The organism is uncultured Campylobacter sp., from assembly GCF_938045205.1.
Lineage (GTDB): Bacteria > Campylobacterota > Campylobacteria > Campylobacterales > Campylobacteraceae > Campylobacter_B.
Map to the genome: position 1 here is coordinate 1 of NZ_CALIMY010000102.1, position 23,467 is coordinate 23,467.

The following is a 23,467-nucleotide window of genomic DNA, read 5'->3' on the forward strand; positions in this document are numbered from 1 at the left end:
ATACAGCATTGATGGCTAAAATAGATATTTTATTAAATTTGATAAATTTTACTAACGATATGCTTAATGAAAGTATGCCCCCGACAACAAGCTACAGCCTAATGGGGCGCTATTCAAACAATGACAACTATCTCAAAAAAGCCATAGGAATAAAAAATGAGCACTAGGATAGGTTTAATACTTTTGGGCGCATTTTTTGTATTTGAAAGTATTCTTGGCTACTTTAGCGGAAAGATGTATTTTAAATACGGAGGCTGGAGCGCAGTTGAGCCGGTCTATATTATCAAGATTTTTATCATCGGCGTATTGTTTACTTCTGCAGGAATTTTCATAAACAAAAAAATAGGTAGAGTGATTAATGCCTTGATAGGCTTAAACCTTTTAATAATATCTATAGAAATTTTTACAACGGAAGATCCTGCAGGAATACAAAGCAAAATCGGATATCCTTTTCTTATCTCTGGATTTTTGGTTTTACTTATTAGTATCTCGTTTTTTTACCTCGCCCTCCATCCTGAAAAGAGCATAAAAAGATATCCACAATATATGTGGTGCAAGGACTGCTTTAAATTTTACCTGTACGAGGACGTCAAAGATACCGATCAAATTTGTTCATACTGCGGCAAAAAGCTAACGGAGTATAAAAATGACGGCGTGTATCGACAAGGAAACGCTTCCGAGCAAAACGCTAAAGCTCCGAAGATCAAAAAGCGTAAATTTAAAAAGCGATGAAATTTACAAGACGACTTTCTTTCTTTACCCTTGCTCTTTTATCGGCTACCGCCCTATTTCCCGATACTCCGTCGCTTTGTAAAATTTCAAACGTAAGCGCTAGATATACGCGCATTCAATTGCCGCACGAAATTCTAAAACTCCACGTGAAATTTTAAAATTTCAAACTGTTTGCGTATTGCGAAATTTCAAATTTCGCGGATTAAACTCCGCGTTAAGATTATCGTCTTAAGCAAACAGGCTCCAAGCGCGACAAACGAACCTCTAAATTCCGCCGCGCGCCCGCTTTAGCGCAAGCAGCTGCTCGCGCGAGTAGGCGTTTTACGCACGGCTTTAGGCTACCCAAGCTTACGGCGCAAAGCAACTAAAAGTAGCTATACGGTGGAATTTACGCCAAAGCCTCGCCACAAGTTTTATTTAAGAACCTTGCCTAAAATCCCTGCACCTTTGCCGACGGCGCTGCCGCGAAGCGCGCTTTCTTTTTCTCTCATCACCGCAAATAGCCCGTCCAGCGTCTTTTGCGTGATGTAATCGTTCAAATCCTCGCCCTGCTTAGGCAGATACTCGCTCGCGCCCAGCCCGCGCGCGATGTTTTGCACCGCTTCGTTACCCGCGATCTTGTTTTGTGCGAAGGAATTTAGCCCGTTATACGCCGTCGCAAAGCTGTTTTTGCTCATCATATCGCTTACGATCGGCCTAAAAACCGCTCGCAGCTTTGCGCCAGATTTGCTCTGCAAATACTCACTAAGTGCGGTGTCACCGCCGCCGATGAGCTTTTTAACGTCGGCGTCGCTCATCGATTTCAGATCTTGCAAAAATATCTTGCTCGCGCCGCTTACCGCCTTGGTAGCGGCATCGTTCATACTCACGACGAGCTCTCGCTCCCATTTATCGCCGCCCACCTTTCTCGCAAGCTTCGCAGCCGCCTTAAGAGAAGGGGGAAGCTCGATTTTAGCGGTCTTGCTGTGGATGTAGCCCTTGGCGAGCTCGGCTACGGCGCGGTTTGTGGCGGAAGCGAGCAGCTCTTTGTAGTTTCCGCTATGAGTCGCACCGAGCACGTCCGCGCCCTGCTTCAGGATATCCGTAACGTCTGCATGCGCAAGCGACAGCGACGCAGCGGCGAGTAAAACTATAAATTTTTTCATATTGCAACCTTTGGATAAAATTTGCGCCATTATGCCAAACTGCGGTAAACGCCCAGCCCGTGCTCGGTTTAAATTTTCGCGCTGCGCGGACGATTTAATATAAAATTTAGGCTAAATTTGAAAGCGGATTCGAGGCTAAATTTAAACGCAGAATTTCAAAGCTAAATTTAACGAGTAAAATTTACCCGTTAAATTTAAAGATGAAATTTGGCGGCGGGTTTTGTCGTACTTACGGCTAAATTTTAAAAACAGTGCTACGACAAGCTAAAAATTTTAAAACCGCACTGCTTGACACTTTTAAATTTATGCAGCGCGCCAGATACCAATACAAGACATACAAAATGAATTATGTCGAGAAGTGCGCATATCCTCAGCACAAACGATTGAAATTTTATCAAAACAACCAAAAGCTCGCCGCAAATTTAAAGAGCTAAATTTAAAAGCGAGCTGCCGCTTTTGACAAAATAAAGCGAGTTGAGCTTAAACCAGACCTTGATCCAGCATCGCATCGGCTACGCGGCGGAAACCCGCGATATTTGAGCCTAGCACGAGGTTGCCCTCCGCGCCGAATTCCTTCGAGGTCTCGTAGCTGGTGCGAAATATGTGGCGCATGATCTCGCGCAGCTTGCTATCGACCTCCTCGAAGCTCCACGACGCCATCTGCGCGTTTTGCGCCATCTCAAGCCCACTTGTAGCCACGCCGCCTGCATTCGCCGCTTTCGCAGGGCCGAAAAGAAAGTCTTTTTGCGCGAGCATAAAATCTATCGCCTCAAGCGTGCTTGGCATATTCGCACCCTCGCAAACCATGCGACATCCGTTGGCATAGAGAGTCTTTACGTCTTGCATATTAAGCTCATTTTGCGTAGCGCTCGGAAACGCGGCGTCGCACGGCACGCTCCACACGCCGTTGCGACCCGCGGGATAGGCGCTTACGGGGATAAATTTTGCATTAGGACGCTCTTTAATATATTCGCAAAGCCCTACGCGCAGCTGCTCTTTTAGTTTTTTAAGAAGCATTACGTCAATTCCCTCGGCGTCATAGATAAAGCCCGTAGAATCGCTTACTGTAACGGGCTTAGCCTGCATTTGATAGAGCTTTTCGGCTGTGTAGATCGCGACGTTGCCGGCGCCTGAAATTGTGCAAATTTTGCCGTGCAGCGAATCGCCTCTGGTAGCGAGCATCTCGTTTGCAAAATAGACCGATCCGTAGCCCGTAGCCTCGGTGCGCGCAAGGCTGCCGCCCCAGCTTAGCCCCTTGCCCGTAAGCGCGCCGTCGAATCTGCGGGTGAGCTTTTTATACGCGCCGTACATATAGCCGATCTCGCGACCGCCCACGCCGATGTCGCCTGCGGGCACGTCGGTATTGGAGCTGATTAGGCGGTGAAGTTCCAACATAAAAGCTTGGCAAAATCTCATAATCTCGCCGTCGCTCTTGCCCTTGGGATCGAAATTTGCACCGCCTTTTGCGCCGCCGATATTAAGACCCGTGAGGGAATTTTTAAAAATTTGCTCAAACCCTAAAAATTTTAAAACGCCCAAATTTACGCTCGGATGAAAGCGCAGGCCGCCTTTGTAAGGACCCAGAGCGGAGTTAAACTCTATGCGGTATCCCGTATGCACGCAGGGCTCGCCGCCGTCGCTCATATAGACGACGCGAAACATCATCGTGCGCTCGGGCGCCAAAATACGCTCTAAAATTTTATTTTTCACGTATCGCTCATCGCGCTTTAGAAGCGGTATGAGCGAGTATAAAATCTCGGTCGATGCCTGGATAAAGACCTCCTGACCGGGATTGGCACGCTTTAAATTTAGCAGCAAGCCGTCGATGTAAGACTTCATAGTTCCTCCTTTTGAACCGGATTAAATTTTAATTTTTTGGCTTTGGCGATAAATTTTTTCAGCGCCAGCTCCTCGCGGACGCCGATTTTATAGCTTATAAATTTTAGATAATTTAAAATTTCACGCTCTTTTATGCCGCGCGAAATGGCGTAGCTTTGCAGGATATATCTTGGAATTTTAATGCGCGAACGTAAAAATTTCGTCGCCAGGCGCGCGTAAGCTTTTTCGTTTTTCACGCAGCACAGCCGCCCAAAAACAAAGGGCAAGCCCGTGCGCTGCTGCCAAATTTCGCCAAGATCGTAGAATTTATCCTTGCCCTGCGAAAGCAGCGCCTTTAGAGCATTATCGCCGATTAGCACCTCGCCGCTAAGATCCAGCACGCGAGCTAGCATATTTGAGCTCATCGACGCAGGATCAAGCCTGGGCGCCGAGTTTTTGCGCACGAGCACGCTTAGCACTTCCCGCTTTGCGACGATTCCAAGAGGCAGTCTGCGGTATTTTGCGCGGCGGCTTTCGATACTCGAGATCACCGCGGCATCTATCCTGCGGCTATAAAGATCGGCGCAGAGTTTGCTCGGCACCCCTTTTTTAAATTCTATCGATTTTTTAACGTAAGACGACAGCGGAAGGGATTTTAAAAATACGTGAAAAGGGAGCAAATTTAGATAATCGATTTTGCCTAATAACATGACTTTCTCCGAATTTAGCGCAGAAAAGATGTTAAATTCCAGCGCTAAATCGGAATTTAACCAAAAAATTTTAAAGTTTATTTGACCTCGGTGATCGGGATGGATTTGTATTTGATAAACTCCACTATGCCCTCGCCTTTTTTGAAGTGGATGCTCACTCCGTCTTTGTTCTCCATATAGATGCCGTCTGCGGCTCGTTCGCGCTTGAGGTTGTAGCTTTTGCCGCTATCGTCCTCTAGCACGGCGGTATTGAAATCGTCGTTTGAGCTAAGCGATAGTTTTTTGCCCTGCTCATCGACGAAATAGAAGGTCTTTGCGTTCTCTTTGGTTATGGTTTTTTCGCTCTGTGCTTGCTTATTCATAGCGCTATCTGGGGATTGGCGGAGCTGGTTTGAGCCGCATCCTAGCAAAACTAACGCCAAAGCGGCGCACGATAGAACTTTAAACATATTTTTCCTTTAAATTGAGGTTGCACTCGTTGATGAGTGATTTTCGGATATCCCAAAGCTTTTGAGAGAGATCCACTTTGTAGCTCTGCGGATGGACGTTGCGAAGGTGCTCAAGCCAAAATTTACTCTTCTGCTCCTTGCTAAAACGCGCGATCTCGCTTACCGTGCGGCGGACGCCTACGAATTTGCCCTCCTTGAAAACGGGGCGTAAGAGCTTATGCGCGCTGAAATTCGTTAAAATTTTGCGTTTGTAGGTGTAAAGCGGGTGAAAAATTTCAAGCGGCGCGCTCTCGTCTATGCTCTCTCCCTCAAGCGTGATCAGATCGGCAAGCGCCATGCCGTTATCTTTGTCGTAGAGCCTAAAGACCTGCTTGTAACCGGGGTTATTGATCTTGCGCGGATCGTTTGAAATTTTGATCTTAGCTATGATCTCGCCATCTTTTTCGATACCGCTTAGCTTATACACGCCGCCGAGGCTCGAACTATCTCCGCCCGTAATAAGCCTAGTGCCGATCCCCCAGTTGTCGATTTTGGCGTCGAAGAGCTTAAGCTGATCGATCGCGTATTCGTCTAGATCATTCGACGCAGTGATCTTCGCGTCATTAAAGCCCACCGCGTCGAGCATCTTACGCGCCTGCTTGGTCAGATACTCCAGATCGCCCGAATCGATGCGGATTCCAAGTGGCTTATGACCGCTTGCGCGCAGCTCCTCAAAAACCTTGATCGCATTCGGCACGCCGCTTGCGAGAGTATCGTAGGTATCGACGAGCAAAAGCGTGCTGTTTGGATAAATTTTAGCGTAAGCGCGAAATGCCTCCAGCTCGCTATCAAAGCTCTGAATCCACGAGTGCGAGTGGGTGCCGATCGCAGGGACGTCAAATTTCTTTGCGGCAAGCACGTTTGATGTGGCGCTGCAACCGCCTATAATCGCAGCCTTTGCGCCGTAGATGCCCGCACTTCGCCCCTGAGCACGGCGCAAGCCAAACTCCATCACCGAATCATTTTTGGCGCTAAAGTTTATACGCGAGCTTTTCGTAGCGATGAGAGTTTGGAAATTTATAGTATTTAGGATCGCGGTCTCGATGAGCTGTGCTTCCATGATATTTGCTTTGACGCGGATAAGCGGCTCGTGCGGAAATACGATCTGCCCCTCGTCCATAGCGTAAATTTCGCCGCTAAATTTAAAGCCTCTTAGAAATTCCAAAAATTCCGGCTTAAAGAAATTTAAACTTTTTAGATACGCGATGTCGTCCTCGCTAAATTTTAAGTTTTCGATATAATCCACGACCTCGTTTAAGCCGCAAAATATCGCGTAACCGCCGCCGCTTGGGTTTTTGCGATAAAAAACGTCAAAAACCGCCGTCTGATCGGGCTTTGTAAAAAAATAGCCCTGCATCATACTAAGCTGATAAAAATCGGTAAGTAAAGCCAAATCTTTCATTTACGCCTCTTAAATTTAATCTCGCCTCGCGCAGGAGCAAAAAATCATAGCTTTTTGGCTTCTAAGCTTTTTTTATAAGCCGCAGCGTCAAAGTCTTTGACGCGAGCGACGCCGTCATCTACCGCAGCTTTTGCGACCGCCGTCGAGATCACGGCAAATACGCGCGGATCGAAAGGATTTGGGATCACGTAGTCTTTGCCGAATTTTAAGTTATCCTTACCCAGCATCTTGCGGATTTCTTCAGGAACCTCTTCGCGAGCAAGATCTGCCATCGCGCGAGCGGCAGCAATTTTCATATTTTCGGTAATCTTTTTGGCTCTTACGTCAAGCGCGCCACGGAAGATATACGGAAAGCCCAAAACGTTATTGATCTGATTTGCAAAGTCGCTTCTACCTGTGCCTACGATCGCGTCGTTTCGTACTTCCTCGACCTCGCTTGGATAAATTTCGGGTACCGGATTTGCAAGCGCAAAAATGATTGGATGCGGCGCCATAGTCTTTACCATCTCTTTAGTTAAAACGCCCGGCTTGCTAAGACCCAAAAACATATCCGCGCCCTTCATCGCGTCCTCTAGCGTACGATCTGCAGTGTCTAGGGCAAATTCTTTCTTCTGCTCGGTAAGATCGGTGCGGCCCTTATGGATCACCCCTTTGGAATCGAGCATTATGATATGTTTGGCGCCTAAATTACGATACATCTTTGCGCACGCTATGCCAGCAGCGCCCGAGCCGCTGACTACGATCTTCATATCCTCGATCTTTTTGCCGCTGATGAGGGCTGCATTGATTAGCCCTGCGCCCGTAATCATAGCGGTGCCATGTTGATCGTCGTGCATGACTGGGATATCGACGGATTTTTGTAGCTCGCGCTCGATCTCGAAGCACTCGGGAGCTTTAATATCCTCTAAATTTATACCGCCGAACGTAGGCGCAAGCGCTTTGCAAATTTCAATTATCTTTTTAGGATCTTTTTCGTCAATCTCGATATCGAAGGCATCTACGCCGCCGAATTTTTTGAACAAAACCGCCTTGCCCTCCATTACGGGCTTTCCGGCGATTGCGCCGATATCTCCGAGGCCCAAAACCGCCGTGCCGTTAGTAATAACGGCTACGAGATTGGCTTTATTCGTGTATTTAAACGCAGCCTCGTGATCACCTTCGATCACCTTGCAAGGCTCCGCGACGCCCGGCGTGTATGCAAGCGCCAAATCCTCCGCAGTAGCGCACGGGGTTTTTACATTCGTTCCGATTTTACCGCCTATGTGGTACTTCAAAGCCGCTTCAACGTTTACTTTAGCCATTTTATAATCCTTTTTTGATTAAATTTGAAATTCTAGTTTTAACTTCGTCGCTTCCTAAAATTTCACAAATTTCAAAAATCGACGGACTTACGCTTCCTCCCGTGATCGCAACGCGCAGAGGCTGGGCAAGATCCTTTAGCTTGGCGCCGTTTGCGTCCAAAAACCCCATCGTCCTTTCCTCGCACTCCTTTGCATTTAAATTTGCGCTTAGAGTATCCGCAAATTTTGCGAGTAAGCTTAGCGAACTTTCGGTTACAAATTTCTTATACGCCTTCTCGTCATAGCAGCTCGGGCGGTTTAGAAGAATTTTAATGCCCTCGGCCATCTCCACTAGCGTCTTTGCGCGCTGTTTGTACTGCTGCGCGATGAGATGTTTTTTCGCATGCGAACGGATATCGACGCCGAATTCCACAAGCTGCAAGACAAGCTCATCGTCGTCAGAGTTTTTAATATAATGCGCGTTTAACCACTCGAGCTTGGTTTGGTTGAAGGTGCTAGCGCTCTTGCTGATATGGTTAGGATCAAAGTATCGCTTCATCTCCTCCATGCTAAAAATTTCATCATCCCCGTGGCTCCAGCCCAGGCGCACTAAAAAATTTAGCAGAGCCTGGGGCAGATAGCCCATACGCTTATATTCCATCACGTCGGTAGCGCCGTGGCGTTTGCTCAGCTTGCTGCCGTCGGTGCCGTTGATCATCGCTACGTGGTAAAATTTCGGGATTTTAAAGCCTAGCGCATTATACAGCACGATCTGCTTCGGGGTGTTGCTTAGATGATCGTCGCCGCGGATCACGTCCGTGACGCCCATCAGCGCGTCGTCGATCACGACCGTGAAGTTGTACGTAGGCGTGCCGTCAGAGCGCGCGATAATGAAATCGTCCAAAATATCGGCGGCATTAAATTTTATCTCGCCCTTGATGCCGTCGTTAAATTCTATCGTGCCGCTAAGCGGGGATTTGATGCGGATTACGGGCTCGATCCCAGCAGGAGGCGTGCCAGTAAAGTCGCGATAGCGGTTATCGTAGCGCGGGCGCTCTTTGCGAGCTTCCTGCTGCGCGCGCAGCTCATCCAGCTCATCCTTGCTCATATAGCATCTATACGCTTTGCCCTCATCTAGCAACTTCTGGACGTATTGTTTATAAAGATCGAAGCGCGAGCTTTGATACACGATCTGCCCGTCATAGTCCAGATTGCACCACTTAAAGGCTTCCTCGATCGCCTTAGCAGCCTCCTGCGAATTGCGCTTCAGATCAGTGTCCTCAATACGCAGCAGGAATTTGCCGCCGTTTGCTCTAGCGTAAAGATAACTAAAAAGCGCCGTTCTAAGTCCGCCGATATGTAAATATCCCGTAGGACTCGGCGCAAAACGAGTTACTATCATAAAATTCCTTTGCAAAAATTACCATTTAATGTTATAATCGCGATCTTGTAATTATAAAGCAAAAAGACTAAATAAAGGTTAAAAATGATAAAGAAACTGCTTTTTTCCGCAATGATATGTGCCGTTTGTGCAAATGCCGAAGTAGTAAACGGCGTCATCGCCGTGGTAGATAATGAGCCCATCACCGGCTACGAACTAGCCAAAGTTCAAAAACTAACGGGCACTTCGCCGCAAGCCGCGATGGAAATTTTAATCGGGCAAAAGCTGCAACAATCCGAGATTAAACGTCGCGGTATCGCGGTAAATGACGCGGAGGTCGACGCGAGGCTCAAAGCGATCGCCGAGCAAAATAAGCTAAGCTTTGATCAGCTAAAAACCGCGGTAGAAAGCCAAGGGATGAATTACGCCGATTTTAGAGAAAACGTCCGCCGCACCCTGCTTGAAGAAAAGCTCTATGGCTCGATATTCGCAGACGTACAGCACCGCACGACCCCCGAAAATGTCAAAAAATTTTACAGCCAAAATAGTTCATTATTCACGACTTTCGATAGCATCACGCTCACCCGCTACATCGCAAAATCTCAGGCTCCACTCGATAAGATCCGCGCAAATCCAAAGCTCCGCCCAAGCGACGTGTATGTGATGAAGGGAACCCTCAAGGCCAATCAAATGGACGAGGGGCTCAAATACATCGTCACGAACGTCGAGCAGGGCAAATTTTCGCCGATAATCCCTACGCGCAACGGCTACGAGATGTTTTACGTAAACGACAAAAAGGGGCTTCGCACGCTTGATTTTGACAGCGTGCAAGATAGGGCGATCGAGGGCTACGTAACCTCCGAGCGCAAAAAAGCGGTCGCCGAGTTTAACGACAGGCTCCGCTCAAACGCCAATATCCGCATCATCGAGCGCCCGCAGGCAAAAGCACAAGGCGCAAAAACCGCCCCAAAAGTTAAAGTGCAAAAAAGGCGGTAAATTTTAAAATCCGCCGCCGTGCATTAAATTTTATAGAATTTAACGCCGATAACGCAAGGGCAAGCGCGCAGCTTATCCGCTCGCGCGTAAAATTTTGATAAAATTTAAAGGCTTCGTGGTGATAACGATCAAAAATTTTACCGAACTTAAAAGTGATCCTAGAATCGGCGTCATAAGCGCTGCGGACTTTGGCGCGAGCAAATTTTACTCCCACATCGATACGGCCTTTAAGCTTATCGCCATTTGGAGCGACGAATATGACGGCGAGGAGCTAAATTTTAAAATTTATATAAATCTGCTTGGAACAAATTTACTTTTGATGCATTGCTTAAAGCCTCATTTACCGAGCCTCATACGCGATTTGCAGTGCCCAAACCTTATCTTGCAAATCCTTGCGTTGCCTATCTCCACTCATTTAATAGTATCTCCTAAAAAATTTTATGCATATAAAATGGGGATGCTACCGATAAAATTTAGAAATTTCATACGTTAATTTCGTAGCAGAATTTCGCTTCCTAAAATTTCATCGCGGCATGGCGCTAACGGAGGCCTGTTCGCGCTACTTGCCGCTTAGATACTCCTGTAACGTTTTAACTTCAAGCACAGAGTCGTCCTTTATCGAGCAGATCGAGCGCGTAGCGGCGATCGCCGCCTTCATCGTCGTAAAATACGGCAGCCTAAAGCGCAGCACGCTCTGGCGGATCTTCGCGGCATCGGTGGAGCTTGATTTGCTATCGCTAGTGTTGATGACGAGCGAAATTTCGCCATTTTTGAGCTTGTCCTCGATATTTGGGCGACCCTCGCTGATTTTATAGACAAACTCGCACTCTACGCCGTTTTCTCCCAGCAGCTTGTGAGTGCCGCTCGTAGCCGCGATACTAAAGCCTGCATCCGTAAACGCGCGTGCAAGCTCTATGGCTCGCGGTTTATCGTGATCCGCGAGCGACAAAAACACTTTGCCGCCGCTTGGAAGCGCGTTGCTCGCACCGATTTGAGATTTAGCAAAGCTCTTGGCAAAGCTCTCGCCGATGCCCATCACCTCGCCGGTGCTTTTCATCTCGGGCCCCAGGATCAGATCTGCGCCCGTAAGTTTGTTGAAAGGAAAGACGCTCTCTTTGACGCAGATATGGTTTTTAATACGCGGCTTTAAAATTCCCTTTTCTTCGATCAGCACGCCGAACTCGTCGTAAAATTTCAAAGCCTCGCGCAAACCCCCTTGCCACATTACGCGAGTAGCGACCTTTGCCATCGGAATTCCGCTCGCCTTGCTTACAAACGGAACGGTGCGGCTCGCGCGCGGATTTACCTCGATAATATAAAGCTCGTTTTCAAAAATCGCGAATTGAATATTCATAAGCCCCACGACGCCGAGATTTAGCGCGATCTCTTTGGTTTGGCGACTTACCAGATCGATCATCTCCGCGCTTAGACTAAGCGGCGGCAAAATGCTCGCGCTATCGCCGCTGTGGATACCCGCTTCTTCGATATGCTCCATTATTGCGCCGATATATACGTCGCGCCCATCGCAGATCGCATCGACGTCAAGCTCTGTCGCGTCAAGTAAAAATTTATCTATCAGCACCGGCGAGTGATCGCTCACGCGCACCGCCTCGCTCATATACTGCCTAAGCTCGGCTTCGCTATGTACGCGCCGCATCGCGCGACCGCCGAGCACGTAGCTAGGGCGCACGAGTACGGGATAGCCGATCGCAGCGGCCTTTTCGATCGCTTCTGCTTCGCTTACGGCGGTATCGTTTTTAGGCTGCTTAACGCCGATACTTGCGATAAACTCGCTAAATTTTTTGCGATCCTCCGCTACGTCTATCGTGCGCGCGCTCGTGCCGATGATCTTGGCTCCCACGGTACTTAGGCGCTTAGCGAGCTTTAGCGGCGTTTGGCCACCGAAATGTACGATCACGCCGTCGGGGTTCTCGGCCTCGATGACCGCTCTAACATGCTCGAAATCGATCGGCTCGAAGTACAAAATATCGCTCGTATCGTAGTCGGTACTGACGGTTTCTGGGTTGCAGTTATACATTATCGTAGTGATCCCCATATCGCGCAGAGCGTAGCTGGCGTGCACGCAGCAGTAGTCAAACTCGATGCCCTGTCCGATGCGGTTCGGACCGCCACCGATGATGAGGACTTTTTTATTATCTTTTGAAATTTTACGGCTTGCGATGGCGGGCGTTATGTTGGTACTGGAGTACAGATACGGAGTAAGCGCCGCAAACTCGCCCGCACAGGTATCTACTTCGTTGTATTCAAGGCCTATGCCCTGTCTGGCGCAGGCAAAATGGATGTCGTTTTGCGTAAGGCCCAGATTGTCCTTTTTGTTGATCAAATTTGCGATCATCTTATCACTAAAGCCCCAGCTCTTGGCCTGTCTGAGAAGCGCCGCGTCGTTGATGATCTCCATATCGATGTGCTCTTCAAATTTTACGATCTGCTCAATCTGGCTCAAAAACCAGCGATCGATCTTGCTAAGCTCGTAAATTTGATCCACGCTCATGCCCGCTCTAAAGCCCTGGGCGATATATAAAGCTCTATCTTGCTGCGCGTTGCGAAGCCCGAAGATGAGATCCTTTTCGCTCAAATTTAGTTCCACGAAGCCGAAGTAGCCCTTCTCCAGCGAGCACAGCGCCTTTTGAATGCTCTCTTTAAAGCTGCGTCCGATCGCCATCACCTCGCCGATACTTTTCATCGCGGTGCCGAGATAGGGGTTTGCGCCTGGGAATTTTTCAAACGCAAAGCGCGGAATTTTAGTAACGATATAATCGATCACCGGCTCAAAGCTTGCGGGCGTGCCGGTGATATCGTTTTTAATCTCATCCAGGCTAAAGCCCACCGCCAGCATCGTAGCGACCTTAGCGATCGGATAGCCCGTAGCTTTGGACGCGAGAGCCGAGCTACGGCTTACGCGCGGGTTCATCTCGATGACGATCATGCGACCAGTTTGCGGATTTATCGCAAACTGCACGTTACTGCCGCCCGTATCCACGCCGATCTCGCGCAAAATTTTAAAACTCGCGTCGCGCATCGCCTGGTATTCTTTATCGGTAAGCGTAAGAGCGGGCGCAACCGTGATGCTATCGCCCGTATGCACCCCCATCGGGTCGAAATTTTCGATCGAGCAGACGATGATGCAGTTGTCCTTATGATCGCGGATCACCTCCATTTCGAACTCTTTCCATCCAAGTAGGCTCTCTTCGATCAAAATTTCATTTATAGGGCTCACGTCTAGCCCGTTTTGCGCGACCTCTTTAAACTCGTCGATATTGTACGCTACGCCGCTGCCTGCGCCGCCTAGGGTGTAGCTAGCGCGGATAATGAGCGGAAAGCCGATCTCATTTGCAGCAGCCATCGCCTCTTCAATATTGTAAGCGTACTTGGATTTAGGCAGATCCATTCCGATCTTAATCATCGCCTCTTTAAATTTTACCCTATCCTCGCCTTTTTTTATCGCTTCAGGCTTGGCGCCTAGAAATTTTACCCCTGCTAGCTCGCCGCTTTCGTAAGCCTGCATCGCGACGTTTAGCGCGACCTGTCCGCCCATCGTAGGCAGGATCGCATCGACGCCCTCGCGCTTTATGATACGCAAAATGCTCTCTTTGGTGATCGGCTCGATATAAGTAGCGTCGGCAAAATCGGGATCGGTCATAATGGTAGCGGGGTTTGAGTTTATTAGCACTACGCGGTATCCAAGGCTCTTTAACGTCTTAGCCGCCTGCGTGCCGCTATAATCAAACTCGCACGCCTGCCCGATTACGATCGGACCGCTGCCGATCAGCAAAATCGTCTTAATATCATCTCTTTTGGGCATCAATTTTCCTTTGTAACGACATACAAAAACGCCGGCATCTCGGAGCTCACGTAGGGCTCTACGACGGCGCTTTTGTATAGCTTTCCGTTTTGAATCTCTTTAACCTTTCCTACCGGCACGCCGGCAAAGAAAATTTCATCTTTCCCGCTCGTAAAAACCTCATCGCCTACCTTGGGATCGAGCCATTGCGGGATGTATCTGACTACGAGCTCGTTATTTTCGCCGCCTGCGACGCCAGGAATTTGAGCGTCACCTATGAAAACGGAGAAGTTGCTCTTTTCGTCGCGCTGCAAGATCGCAAGCGGGCGTCCGTCTTTATTTACTAAAATTCCTGCGGTCTTGCCCTCGCTGATGAGTCCGTAAATTTTGTTTGGGTTAAAATTTTCAAAATTTACGAAGAATTTATTGTAGTCGTTTAGATTTGCATAGCTCAGCGCCTTTACGAGCTGGACTTTGGGCTCATAAATGGAGCTGTTTTTATCGATCAAAATTTTATTCAGCTCGCCCGCGAACGTGCTAAGCAACATCGCCGATTTTTTTAGCTCGGCGTTTTCTTCTCGTAGAGCTTTGATCGTCTCTGCTTGGTTAAAATGCTCGTTCACAGCGCTTTTTACCCGATCACTCACGCCGTAATAAACCTCTAAAATTCCTCCTGCAAATCCGATAAATTTGCCGTGGATATACGAGCCGAACGTAAGCGAAACAGCTACCAGCAAAACCGCGACGAGGAGGAGTTTGAGATTAGTCATTTGCCGCTTGTTTTAGCGATTTGATCTCTTCTAAGGCTTTTCCCGTGCCGTTTGCGACGCACAGCAGTGGCTCGTCCGCGACGAAAACCGGAAGCTTTACGGTGTCGCTTAGATATTTATCTAATCCGCGAATGAGCGCACCGCCGCCCGTTAGTACGACGCCGTTTTCGACGATGTCGGCGGCAACTTCGGGCTGAATGCTCTCTAGCACAAATTTTAACGCATCGGCAATCTCTCTGATCGAGTCTTTGATCGCCTCTCTAACGTCCTCGCTCGTAAGATCGACCGAGCTTAAAAGCCCGCTGATCTGGTCTTTTCCTTTGACCGTGTATGTAAGATCTTTTTGCTGTTGCACCGCCGTGCCGATCTTGATCTTAATCTCCTCGGCCGCACGCTCCGAAATAAGCAGGCTATATTTTTCTTTGACGTAATTAACGATGCTTGCGTCGATCTTATCGCCCGCGACGCGAACGGATTTGGCGCTAATGATGCCGCCTAAAGAGATGACGCCGATCTCGGTGGTACCGCCGCCAATATCCACGACTAGCGAGCCGCGCGCTTCATTCACCGGAAGTCCCGCACCGATCGCCGCAGCCATCGGCTCTTCGATTAGATAAACCTCGCGCGCGCCCGCTATCATCGCACTTTCGCGCACGGCTTTGCGCTCGACCTGAGTTAGTCCGTAAGGTACCGAGATGATGATACGCGGACTTACGAAAAAGCGGCGCTTGTGGGTCTTTTCGATAAAATATCTAATCATCTTCTCCGTCATATCAAAATCCGCGATAACGCCGTCCTTCATCGGGCGCACCGCTTCGATGTCGCCCGGAGTGCGTCCGAGCATCTCTTTGGCTTCGGCGCCCACGGCGATGATTCTTTGCTTGCCGTAGCGTTCGTTTTGTACCGCGACGACGCTCGGTTCGTTGATGATGATGCCTTTATCTTTTAGCAGCACCAGCGTGTTTGCCGTGCCTAGATCAATACCCATATCCCTAGAAAATAATCCTAGAATCGAATCAAGTAACATTTATCCCCTTTATGCAGTTAAATTTTGTTTTACAAGTATCGGCTTAGAGACGCCGTCTACGACCTCTTTGGATATGATGACGTCATAGCCCTTAAGCTCAGGCAGATCAAACATAATATCGATCATAATCTCCTCGATTATGCTACGAAGTCCGCGTGCGCCGGTTTTGCGCTTGATCGCAAGGCTCGCAACCTCCCTTAGCGCGTCGTCGTCAAATTTTAAATTTGCGCCGTCTATCGCAAAGAGCTTTTGATATTGCTTTAAGATCGCGTTTTTCGGCTCGGTTAAAATTCTAACCATCGCCTTTTCGTCGATCTCATTTAGCGTAGCCACTACGTGCAAGCGCCCGATGAGCTCGGGAATTATGCCGTAATGCACCAAATCGTCGGCCTCGACCATATTTAGCAAATTTAAGCTCTCTTTCTTGCTGCGCTTGGTTTGGTTAAACCCGAGCACGTTCTGCCCGATGCGGCGGTTGATGATCTCGTTTAGCCCGTCGAACGCACCGCCGCAGACGAACAAAATATTGGTCGTATCGATTTGGATGAAATCCTGATTTGGATGCTTGCGGCCGCCCTTCGGCGGGATATTTACGACGCTTCCTTCGATGATCTTAAGCAGCGCTTGTTGTACACCTTCGCCGCTTACGTCGCGCGTGATGCTGCGGTTTTCGCTCATTCGCGCGATCTTATCGATCTCATCTACGAATACGATACCGCGCTGTGCCTTTTCTACATCGCCGTCCGCAGCCTGTAAAAGGCGGGTGAGGATATTTTCTACGTCCTCGCCGACGTAGCCCGCTTCCGTTAGGCTCGTAGCGTCGCTAATGGCGATCGGCACGTCCAAAAATCGCGCCAAGGTCTGTGCCATAAGCGTCTTACCGCTGCCGGTAGGTCCGATAAGCAAGATATTTGATTTTGAAATTTCGGTATCGTCGCCTTTCGCGTCGGTCTGCCTGAAAATTCTTTTATAGTGGTTGTAAACGCCGACGCTAAAAATTTTCTTAGCACGTTCCTGGCCGATGACGTAGCGGTTTAGAACCTCCATCAGCGCCTTTGGCTTGATAGCCTCGAAATCGATCTCTTTATTTTGATTTTGTACCGCCTCATTTTGGCCCTCGCTGCCGTGGATAGCGGCGTATGCCATATCGATACAATAGCTGCAGATAGCCGCCGTACCGTCATCGTTAGGATAGATACGACGCCCGTCCGCGCCCGTCTCACCGCAAAAACTGCACTTATTTGCCATTAAATTTTACCTTTATCTAGCGGAATTCCGCGTTTTGTGTTGATTATAAACTCGCACATCTTTCGCACGTTTTGATCGCTCGTTTCGTTTAATAAAATTTGCGCCTGCTCCTTTAAGCCCTTGCCTTGGTTGAATAAAAATTTATACGCCCGATTTATCGTCTCGACCGTCTCTTTATCGAAGCGGCGGCGGATGCCCGTTAAATTTAGCCCGCGAATATAGGCGCGATTTCCCTCGGCTAGGCAAAACGGCACCACGTCCTGACTAAGCGCGCTAGCCCCTGCGATCATGCAGCTCTCGCCGATTTGGACGAACTGATGCACGGGGGTAAGCCCGCCGATAACGGCATAATCGCCCATTGCGACGTGGCCTGCGAGCGTAGCGTTGTTGGCTAGGATTATGTTGCTTCCCAGCACGCAATCGTGCGCGATGTGGCAATACGCCATCATAAATAGATTATCGCCGATGCGCGTAAATCCGTCGCCCTTATGCGAGCCCGAGCTAATCGTGCAAAACTCGTGAATCGTAGCGTTTTTGCCGATGACTAACCCTGTACGCTCGCCCTCTTCAAAACTCATATCCTGCGGAATTTCGCCCACGATCGCGTATGAAAAAATTTTAGAGCCCTCGCCGATTTGCGTATCGCCGATGATACGCGCACCCTGCTTGATCGTGCAGCCGTCGCCGATTTTAGCCTGCGCGCTTATGAAAGCATACGGCTCGATCACAACCTCGGCTCCGATCTGCGCGCCGTCCTCGATGATCGCCGTGTGGTGAACTTTAGCCATCATTTATCCATTATCATCGCTTGAAGTTCCGCCTGCGCGGCCAATTTGGCGCCGTCGTTGATGTAGGCTTCGCCCTTTAGCACCCAGATGCGTCCGCGGTGTTTGATTACGCTGATGCGATACTCAAGCTTGTCGCCGGGGCGGACCGGGTTTCTAAATTTAGCGTTGTCGATACTCATAAAATATACGACCTTGTCGCTTAGATCGACGCCCTCTTTCTCCATGCTCTTAAACGCCAGCACGCCGCCTGCCTGCGCTAAGCCCTCGATAATCATTACGCCCGGATAGATCGGGTGCCCCGGGAAGTGACCCTGAAAGATCTGCTCGTTGTAGGTTACGTTTTTATAGGCCTTGATGCTTTCGCCTATGCTGAGCTCTTCGACGCGATCTATCAGCAAAAACGGGAAGCGATGAGGTAGGATGGAGAGGATTTCGTTTATATCTATCATTTATCTGCCTTTTTTAGAAATTTTAGAATCTTATCAAATTCTTACTAAAATTTCCCTAACGTCTAAAAATATGCGCGAGAGCCCGTAAATTTGAACTTTGGCAGCTCTTATCTCGTCCGTGACGATGATCGGCGAGAGCGAGCCCGCAGCGCACAGGGCGGCGCGAGTTTTATTTTGGCGCGCGAGGCTCGGCGGGTTTTTTAGCATTTCGGATACGCTTTTGAAATTTGATCTTGAAATTTCGTTAAATTTCGCCAGGTTTAAAATTTTAATCTCGCCTTTGTCGCTGCAAAAAATTTCGCACTCGCGCTCTATGCTAAGCTTCACGTTTTCGCGCGTAAAATGCGAGCCAAATAGCACAAACGAGGGCACTACACGCCCGTCAAATTTAATCCATGCGCGCAGCAGGCGGTAGTTTAAAAACCGATCGCGCAGCACGCTAAATTTAACCCCTTTTCTTTCGAGCGAGCAAAGCTTTTTGTAAAATTTCAACTTCTCCTCTACCGAAGCGGGCAGGATTTGCCGATCGATAGACGACATTAGCTCGTAAATTTCGGCGCCTTGGGCTAAATTTCGCCTCAAATCCGCCGTCAGACTTCCGCCCGAATTTCGCTCGGCCCTTCGCTGATCATTCCGCTGCGCCGCAAGCGCGTAGATACAGCCGCAGTAGTTTTGATGATAGAGCGCATCTTTTTTCGCGAGCGCAAACTGCTCGTTCGTGCCGCCGTTTTTGCGAAAATCGGGCGCGATAAACTCCAGTCCGCAGCGCTCGCAAATGCGCTGCAACGAGGCGCAAAGTTGAGAGTGCGATTTTTTGGGACTCATCAGAAGAGTCGTAGTGATTTTGCCCTCGCCTAGGCTTAGTGCAAGCTCGGCCGTTTTTTGCATGCGAAAATCAAAACAAAACTCGCAGCGCGCGCCCTTTTCTGGCTCGTTTTCAAGCCCGCACGCACCCTGTAGCCAGCCCTGCAAATCATACTCGCCCGGAATAAATTTAATCCCCAAATTTTCGCAAACCCGCTTTGAGTCCTGCATTCTAAGAACGTATTCGCCGTAAGGGTGTATGTTTGGATCGTAGAAATAGCCTATTAGCGGCTCTTGCGCGAGCTCTTTTAAGCGACGCAAAAAATAATCGCAATCGACCGAGCAGCAGATGTGAACCAGCAAATTTTAACCCTTTGCACGAAATTTTTGGATATAATTTTACGCTATCAAAATTAATGAGCGGAAAAATGAAAAATTTTTTTATAAAACACTGGCGTAAGTTTGCTTTCGGCGTAGGTGGATTTGCGCTGTTTTACGTGCTTGCGGGCTTTTTCGGCGTGCCGCTTTTTATCGAAAAGGCGCTGCCTAAAATTTTAGAGGGCAGAGCAAACTTTAGCGTGCAGGACGCTAAATTTAACCCCTTTACCTACGAGCTAAACGTCACAAAGCCGGAGCTTAGCACCTTTAAGCCGCTGTTTAGCGCCGATGAGATAAATTTAAAAATCGGTTTTTCGAAGCTTTTTAAAAAGACTCTCGCGGTAGAAATTTTACATCTTAAATCCCCTAAATTTCACGTTGAGCGCGAACAAAACGGCACCTTCAATTTTGAGCCGCTACTTTCGGAGCAAAAGAGCGAAAACAAGGATGAAAACTCCAGCTTCAACGTCACGCTGAATAATTTTAAGATCGAGCGCGGCTCTCTGGGCTACGTCGATAACTCCCTAAAAAGGCCGTTTTCGCTCATCTCGACCGAGCTAAATTATGAGATCAACGGACTAAATTTAAAGGACGAAACGATCGGCGAGCACGATTTAAGCGCCGTTTCGCGTACATACGACGCGCTAAGCTTCGATGGAGCCATCGACCTGGCGCCTCTTCGTCTGCACGGCAAGGTAGGTATCTCGCGGCTGAAAATCGATCCGTTTTGGCTATCGTACCTCGATCCTAGCGGCGTGCGGTTTAAAAACGGCTTCCTTTCCGCCGAGCTGAATTACCGATTGAGCCTCGATGAAAATATAAAATTTGCGCTTGAAAACTCAAAACTCGAGCTGCAAAGCCTAGAAATTTTGCAAGATCAAAATTTAATTTCGCTAGGCTCGCTGAAAATTCCGAGCTTTGAGCTAAATACGGACGTTTCGGATGAAATTTCAGGCAAAGTGATGATTCCGCAAGTACTAGTTTCGGGCGCAAAATACGATATGAACGAAACTAAAATTTCCACGGGCTTTGAGGGCGCGCGGGTCGCGGATTTTGCGCTGGATTTTAATAAAACGGGGGCAAACTTGCGGCTAAACTCCGCCGTAAAAAGCGTAGATCTAACCCGCTCAAGCTTTGCAAACCCGCAAATTTCGGTCGTCTCAAACGATACTAAAATCACGGGAAATTTTTTAAAATTTAACGCCGAAGGTAACGATACAGCCCTTCATACGGGTTTTGGCGCCTTTAGTATCGCGGATACGCAGATTACGCTAGCGCGCAGCGATAAAATTTCACTCGCCGCAACCGAGCTGGGCGCGTTTAGCTACGACAAAGAGGGCATGCAAAACGGCGCAAGTCTGAAGTTTGCTAAAATTTCAAACTCCAAAATCGCAAATAAAAACGGAATTTTTAGCGGATTTGAAAGCTTCGGCGTACATGAGGTTAAATTTAACGTCGCGGATCTCAATCTGGACGTGGATAAAATTTTACTAAACGAGCCGTTTTTCAACTCGGAAGTGGGCGCCAATGGCGCGAAAAGCATAAACGATCTGGCGATTTTAAGCGCGATCTCTAAAAATCCTGCGAGCCCCAAAAAAACGGCGAGCGCGGGCGATACAAACCCGGCGGATGTAAACTCTACGGCAAGCGGCGCAAATTCGGATTCTAAAAAGCCCGCCAAAAGCCCCGCTTTAAAATTTAAGATCGGCGAGGCCTCCGTAACCGGCGCAAAGGCTAAGATCGGCGAGAGCTTTATCGTTAAAAACAACGTGCACGAGATCAAGGATTTCAGCGCCACGCTAAGCGGGCTAAGCTCGAATTTCGCCGAGCCTTTCGGTATCAAAGCAAGCCTTATCACGGGCGAGATCACCGCTAACGCGGACGGCAAGGCTAGTATCGCGCCGCTTAACGTGGGCGCGAACTTTAGCTTAAAGGCGCCGAACTTGAGCGTTTTTAACAAATATATGGCAGAATTTATCGCGGGCTCCATCGCGGGCGAGCTCGCTACGCAAGGGCAGCTGAAGCTTTCAAACACATTCTCGCTCGAAGCAAAGCTATCGGGCAAGGGCTTGGCGTTAAGCTCGGGCAGGGATAAAATTTTCTCCCTTGCGTCGCTGAATGTCGCGCAAATCGCGCTGAGCCCAAACTCTCTCGCATTAAATAAGATCGCTCTTGGCTCACCTGCGGCAAATATCTCGCTAAATAAAGACAGGCGTTTAAATTTAACTTCGCTAATAAAGCCCGCCTCGCAGGCAAAGCAGGCCGTAAAGCCCGCCGAAGCTGCGCCTAGCAGATCCGCAAAAAGCAAGGCAAGCTTTGCGTGGAGCGTAAAAAATATCTCGCTTAGCGGCGGAAGTTTAAATTTCACCGATGAGAGTCTAGCAACACCCTTTAAACTGCGCATCAGCGATATGAAAGCAAGCATCAGCGAGATCAGTCCGAAGCGGGCGGCGGATATCAAGCTTAGCTCGCTCGTAAGCGGAAGCGGGCTAGCGAGCATCACGGCGCGCGCCTACCTTCTGGATTTTAAACGCAAAAGCGATATAAACGTCGTTTTAAAGGAGATTCCGCTTGTGCCCGCATCGCCCTATACCGCCAAATATATCGGCAACGAAATCGCGGGCGGCAAGTTAAATTTAAAACTTGCCTACAAAATCGACGATGGCAAGCTAAACGCAAGCAATGATCTAAATTTAGACCGCTTCGAGCTTGGCAAAGAGGTGCAGAGCAAGGATGCGCTGAGCCTTCCGATCGGTCTAGTCGTATCAATCCTAAAAGACAGCGACGATCAGATCGATATTAGCCTGCCTCTAAGCGGCACGCTGAGCGATCCGAAATTTAGCTACGGCGCGCTGGTTTGGGGCGCGGTCAAAAAGCTGCTCTCTGACATCGTGTTAAGCCCGTTTAGATTTATGGGAAAGATCGCGGGCGTAGATACGAAAGAGCTCGAAAGTATCGATTTTGAGGCGGCAAGCAGTGAAATTTTAATCAGCGAAAACTCTAAAATAGATGATTTAGCCAAGGTCGCAAAAGCCAAGCCTGAACTTAAGATCATCCTAAACTCCGCGTATAACGAAAAGCTCGATACTCACGAGTTTAAAAGGCGCTCGCTGCAAAATACCCTCACGCTGATGTCCAATAAACAAGGTCTCTCCACGGATGAAGCCATAGCGGCGCTTAAGGTCAAATACGGCATCAAAGCTAGCGGCGATGAGGCGATGGAGGAGCTGATAAGCGCGCAGAAATTTACCCGCTCCCGTCTTGATGAGTTAGCCCTTGCCAGAGCGGCCGCCGTGCAATCGGCACTCGTGCAGCGCGGCGTAAGCGCATCTCGCATAGAGATCAAAAAACCGAGCGAAGCGGAGCTTAAACAAAACAGCTTTATCCCGCTAAACCTGGGTCTTGAAAAATAGCGTAAGCAAAATTTGGCTATACTAAGCGGACTAAATTTAAAGGAGCGGCGATGATAAATATAGGAATTCACGGCGGAAGCGGCAGAATGGGCACGATGATCTACGAATGCCTGAAAAATTTCGATCAGGCGCGAGCAAGCGTGATCTACACGGTCGCGCCGCTTGATTATACGCCGAGCTGCGCCGTAGTAAGCAGCTACGACGAGCTTTTTAGCGGCTGTGACGTCGTGATAGACTTCACGATCCGAGACGGCGCGATAAGCTTAATGAAATTTGCGCTTTCGCATCCAAAGCCGCTTTGTATCGGCACGACGGCTCTGGGCGAAGAGGGCGAGCGGCTACTGCGCGAGTGCAGCGCAAAGATGCCCGTACTACACGCTACAAATATGAGCCTGGGCGTCGCGGTGCTAAACAAGCTCGTAGCGCTTGCCAGCAGGAGCCTGCGCGATTTTGACTGCGAAATTTTAGAGATGCACCACCGCCACAAAAAAGACGCCCCGAGCGGCACGGCGATGAGCCTTGCGGAAAGCGCCGCGCGCGCGCGCGAGCTAAACTTAAAAGACGTGCGCGTAAGCGGTCGCGACGGGCTCATCGGCGAGCGCGGCAAGGACGAGATCGCCGTGATGTCGCTGCGCGGCGGCGATATAGTCGGGCGCCACACCGTGGGATTTTACGGCGAGGGCGAGTTCATCGAGCTAAATCATACGGCAACTTCGCGCGCGACCTTTGCCAGAGGCGCGATAAAGGCCGCAGTTTGGCTAGCGCCCCAAAATAGCGGGCTTTACGGTATCGACGACTGCTTAGGAATCTAGGCCTTTGCGGCTAAATTTAAGAGG

General features: G+C 49.0%; 20 protein-coding genes. 5 read left to right on the forward strand and 15 right to left on the reverse strand.

What is annotated here, in order from left to right; genetic code table 11:
- Positions 1-156 precede the first annotated feature (156 nt).
- Positions 157-732, forward strand: coding sequence for a hypothetical protein (locus Q0198_RS06125; RefSeq protein ID WP_297896140.1), 576 nt, complete (start codon positions 157-159; stop codon positions 730-732).
- Here Q0198_RS06125 and Q0198_RS06130 read toward each other — a convergent pair.
- The 8 genes from Q0198_RS06130 to gltX form a co-directional block, all read right to left on the reverse strand.
- Positions 719-847 (reverse strand): hypothetical protein, encoded by a 129-nt coding sequence (locus Q0198_RS06130; RefSeq protein ID WP_297896141.1) that lies wholly within the window; start codon positions 845-847, stop codon positions 719-721. The genes Q0198_RS06125 and Q0198_RS06130 overlap by 14 nt on opposite strands.
- Positions 848-1,145: 298 nt before the next feature.
- Complete coding sequence (locus Q0198_RS06135) at positions 1,146-1,877, reverse strand: DUF4197 domain-containing protein (protein WP_297896144.1); 732 nt, start codon at positions 1,875-1,877, stop codon at positions 1,146-1,148.
- Positions 1,878-2,357: 480 nt separating this feature from the next.
- Positions 2,358-3,716, reverse strand: a complete 1,359-nt coding sequence (gene gdhA / locus Q0198_RS06140; protein WP_297896145.1) for an NADP-specific glutamate dehydrogenase — start codon at positions 3,714-3,716, stop codon at positions 2,358-2,360.
- Positions 3,713-4,405, reverse strand: a complete 693-nt coding sequence (locus Q0198_RS06145) for an MqnA/MqnD/SBP family protein (protein ID WP_297896147.1) — start codon at positions 4,403-4,405, stop codon at positions 3,713-3,715. The genes gdhA and Q0198_RS06145 overlap by 4 nt, the downstream gene beginning before the upstream one ends.
- 77 nt (positions 4,406-4,482) lie before the next feature.
- The gene (locus tag Q0198_RS06150) at positions 4,483-4,854 is read right to left on the reverse strand and encodes a hypothetical protein (RefSeq protein WP_297896148.1); all 372 of its coding nucleotides are present in this window, start codon (positions 4,852-4,854) and stop codon (positions 4,483-4,485) included.
- Entirely contained in the window at positions 4,847-6,295 is a 1,449-nt protein-coding gene (locus tag Q0198_RS06155; protein ID WP_297896150.1) for a nicotinate phosphoribosyltransferase, read from the reverse strand. Before Q0198_RS06155 ends, Q0198_RS06150 begins: the two co-directional genes overlap by 8 nt.
- A gap of 44 nt (positions 6,296-6,339) precedes the next feature.
- Positions 6,340-7,596, reverse strand: coding sequence for a malic enzyme-like NAD(P)-binding protein (locus tag Q0198_RS06160; protein WP_297896154.1), 1,257 nt, complete (start codon positions 7,594-7,596; stop codon positions 6,340-6,342).
- Position 7,597: 1 nt separating this feature from the next.
- A complete protein-coding gene (gltX, locus tag Q0198_RS06165) occupies positions 7,598-8,977 on the reverse strand; it encodes a glutamate--tRNA ligase (protein WP_297896156.1) in 1,380 nt (459 codons plus the stop codon).
- Between the two features lie 84 nt (positions 8,978-9,061).
- Here gltX and Q0198_RS06170 point away from each other — a divergent pair, with 84 nt between their 5' ends.
- Together Q0198_RS06170 and Q0198_RS06175 are read left to right on the forward strand one after the other, a co-directional pair.
- Complete coding sequence (locus tag Q0198_RS06170) at positions 9,062-9,952, forward strand: peptidylprolyl isomerase (protein WP_297896158.1); 891 nt, start codon at positions 9,062-9,064, stop codon at positions 9,950-9,952.
- Between the two features lie 118 nt (positions 9,953-10,070).
- Positions 10,071-10,445: a hypothetical protein gene (locus tag Q0198_RS06175; protein WP_297896160.1), complete on the forward strand. Its 375-nt coding sequence runs from the start codon at positions 10,071-10,073 to the stop codon at positions 10,443-10,445.
- A 66-nt stretch (positions 10,446-10,511) separates the two neighbouring features.
- Here the strand turns inward: Q0198_RS06175 and carB are convergent, their stop codons facing one another.
- Genes carB through Q0198_RS06210 form a run of 7 tightly spaced genes read right to left on the reverse strand, consistent with a single transcriptional unit; the run spans position 10,512 to position 19,203 of the window.
- Positions 10,512-13,775, reverse strand: coding sequence for a carbamoyl-phosphate synthase large subunit (gene carB, locus Q0198_RS06180; protein ID WP_297896162.1), 3,264 nt, complete (start codon positions 13,773-13,775; stop codon positions 10,512-10,514).
- Positions 13,775-14,524: a rod shape-determining protein MreC gene (mreC, locus tag Q0198_RS06185; RefSeq protein ID WP_297896164.1), complete on the reverse strand. Its 750-nt coding sequence runs from the start codon at positions 14,522-14,524 to the stop codon at positions 13,775-13,777. The genes carB and mreC overlap by 1 nt, the downstream gene beginning before the upstream one ends.
- The gene (locus tag Q0198_RS06190) at positions 14,517-15,551 is read right to left on the reverse strand and encodes a rod shape-determining protein (protein ID WP_005869818.1); all 1,035 of its coding nucleotides are present in this window, start codon (positions 15,549-15,551) and stop codon (positions 14,517-14,519) included. The genes mreC and Q0198_RS06190 overlap by 8 nt, the downstream gene beginning before the upstream one ends.
- 9 nt (positions 15,552-15,560) lie before the next feature.
- Complete coding sequence (clpX, locus tag Q0198_RS06195) at positions 15,561-16,799, reverse strand: ATP-dependent protease ATP-binding subunit ClpX (protein WP_297880234.1); 1,239 nt, start codon at positions 16,797-16,799, stop codon at positions 15,561-15,563.
- Complete coding sequence (gene lpxA / locus Q0198_RS06200; protein WP_297896166.1) at positions 16,799-17,587, reverse strand: acyl-ACP--UDP-N-acetylglucosamine O-acyltransferase; 789 nt, start codon at positions 17,585-17,587, stop codon at positions 16,799-16,801. Before lpxA ends, clpX begins: the two co-directional genes overlap by 1 nt.
- Positions 17,587-18,036 (reverse strand): 3-hydroxyacyl-ACP dehydratase FabZ, encoded by a 450-nt coding sequence (gene fabZ / locus Q0198_RS06205; RefSeq protein ID WP_297896167.1) that lies wholly within the window; start codon positions 18,034-18,036, stop codon positions 17,587-17,589. The genes lpxA and fabZ overlap by 1 nt, the downstream gene beginning before the upstream one ends.
- 33 nt (positions 18,037-18,069) lie before the next feature.
- On the reverse strand, positions 18,070-19,203 hold the full coding sequence (locus tag Q0198_RS06210; RefSeq protein ID WP_297896169.1) for an epoxyqueuosine reductase QueH: 1,134 nt from the start codon (positions 19,201-19,203) through the stop codon (positions 18,070-18,072).
- Between the two features lie 65 nt (positions 19,204-19,268).
- Here Q0198_RS06210 and Q0198_RS06215 point away from each other — a divergent pair, with 65 nt between their 5' ends.
- Positions 19,269-22,631 (forward strand): DUF748 domain-containing protein, encoded by a 3,363-nt coding sequence (locus Q0198_RS06215; RefSeq protein ID WP_297896171.1) that lies wholly within the window; start codon positions 19,269-19,271, stop codon positions 22,629-22,631.
- Positions 22,632-22,681: 50 nt separating this feature from the next.
- Entirely contained in the window at positions 22,682-23,443 is a 762-nt protein-coding gene (gene dapB, locus Q0198_RS06220) for a 4-hydroxy-tetrahydrodipicolinate reductase (RefSeq protein ID WP_297896173.1), read from the forward strand.
- Positions 23,444-23,467 lie beyond the last annotated feature (24 nt).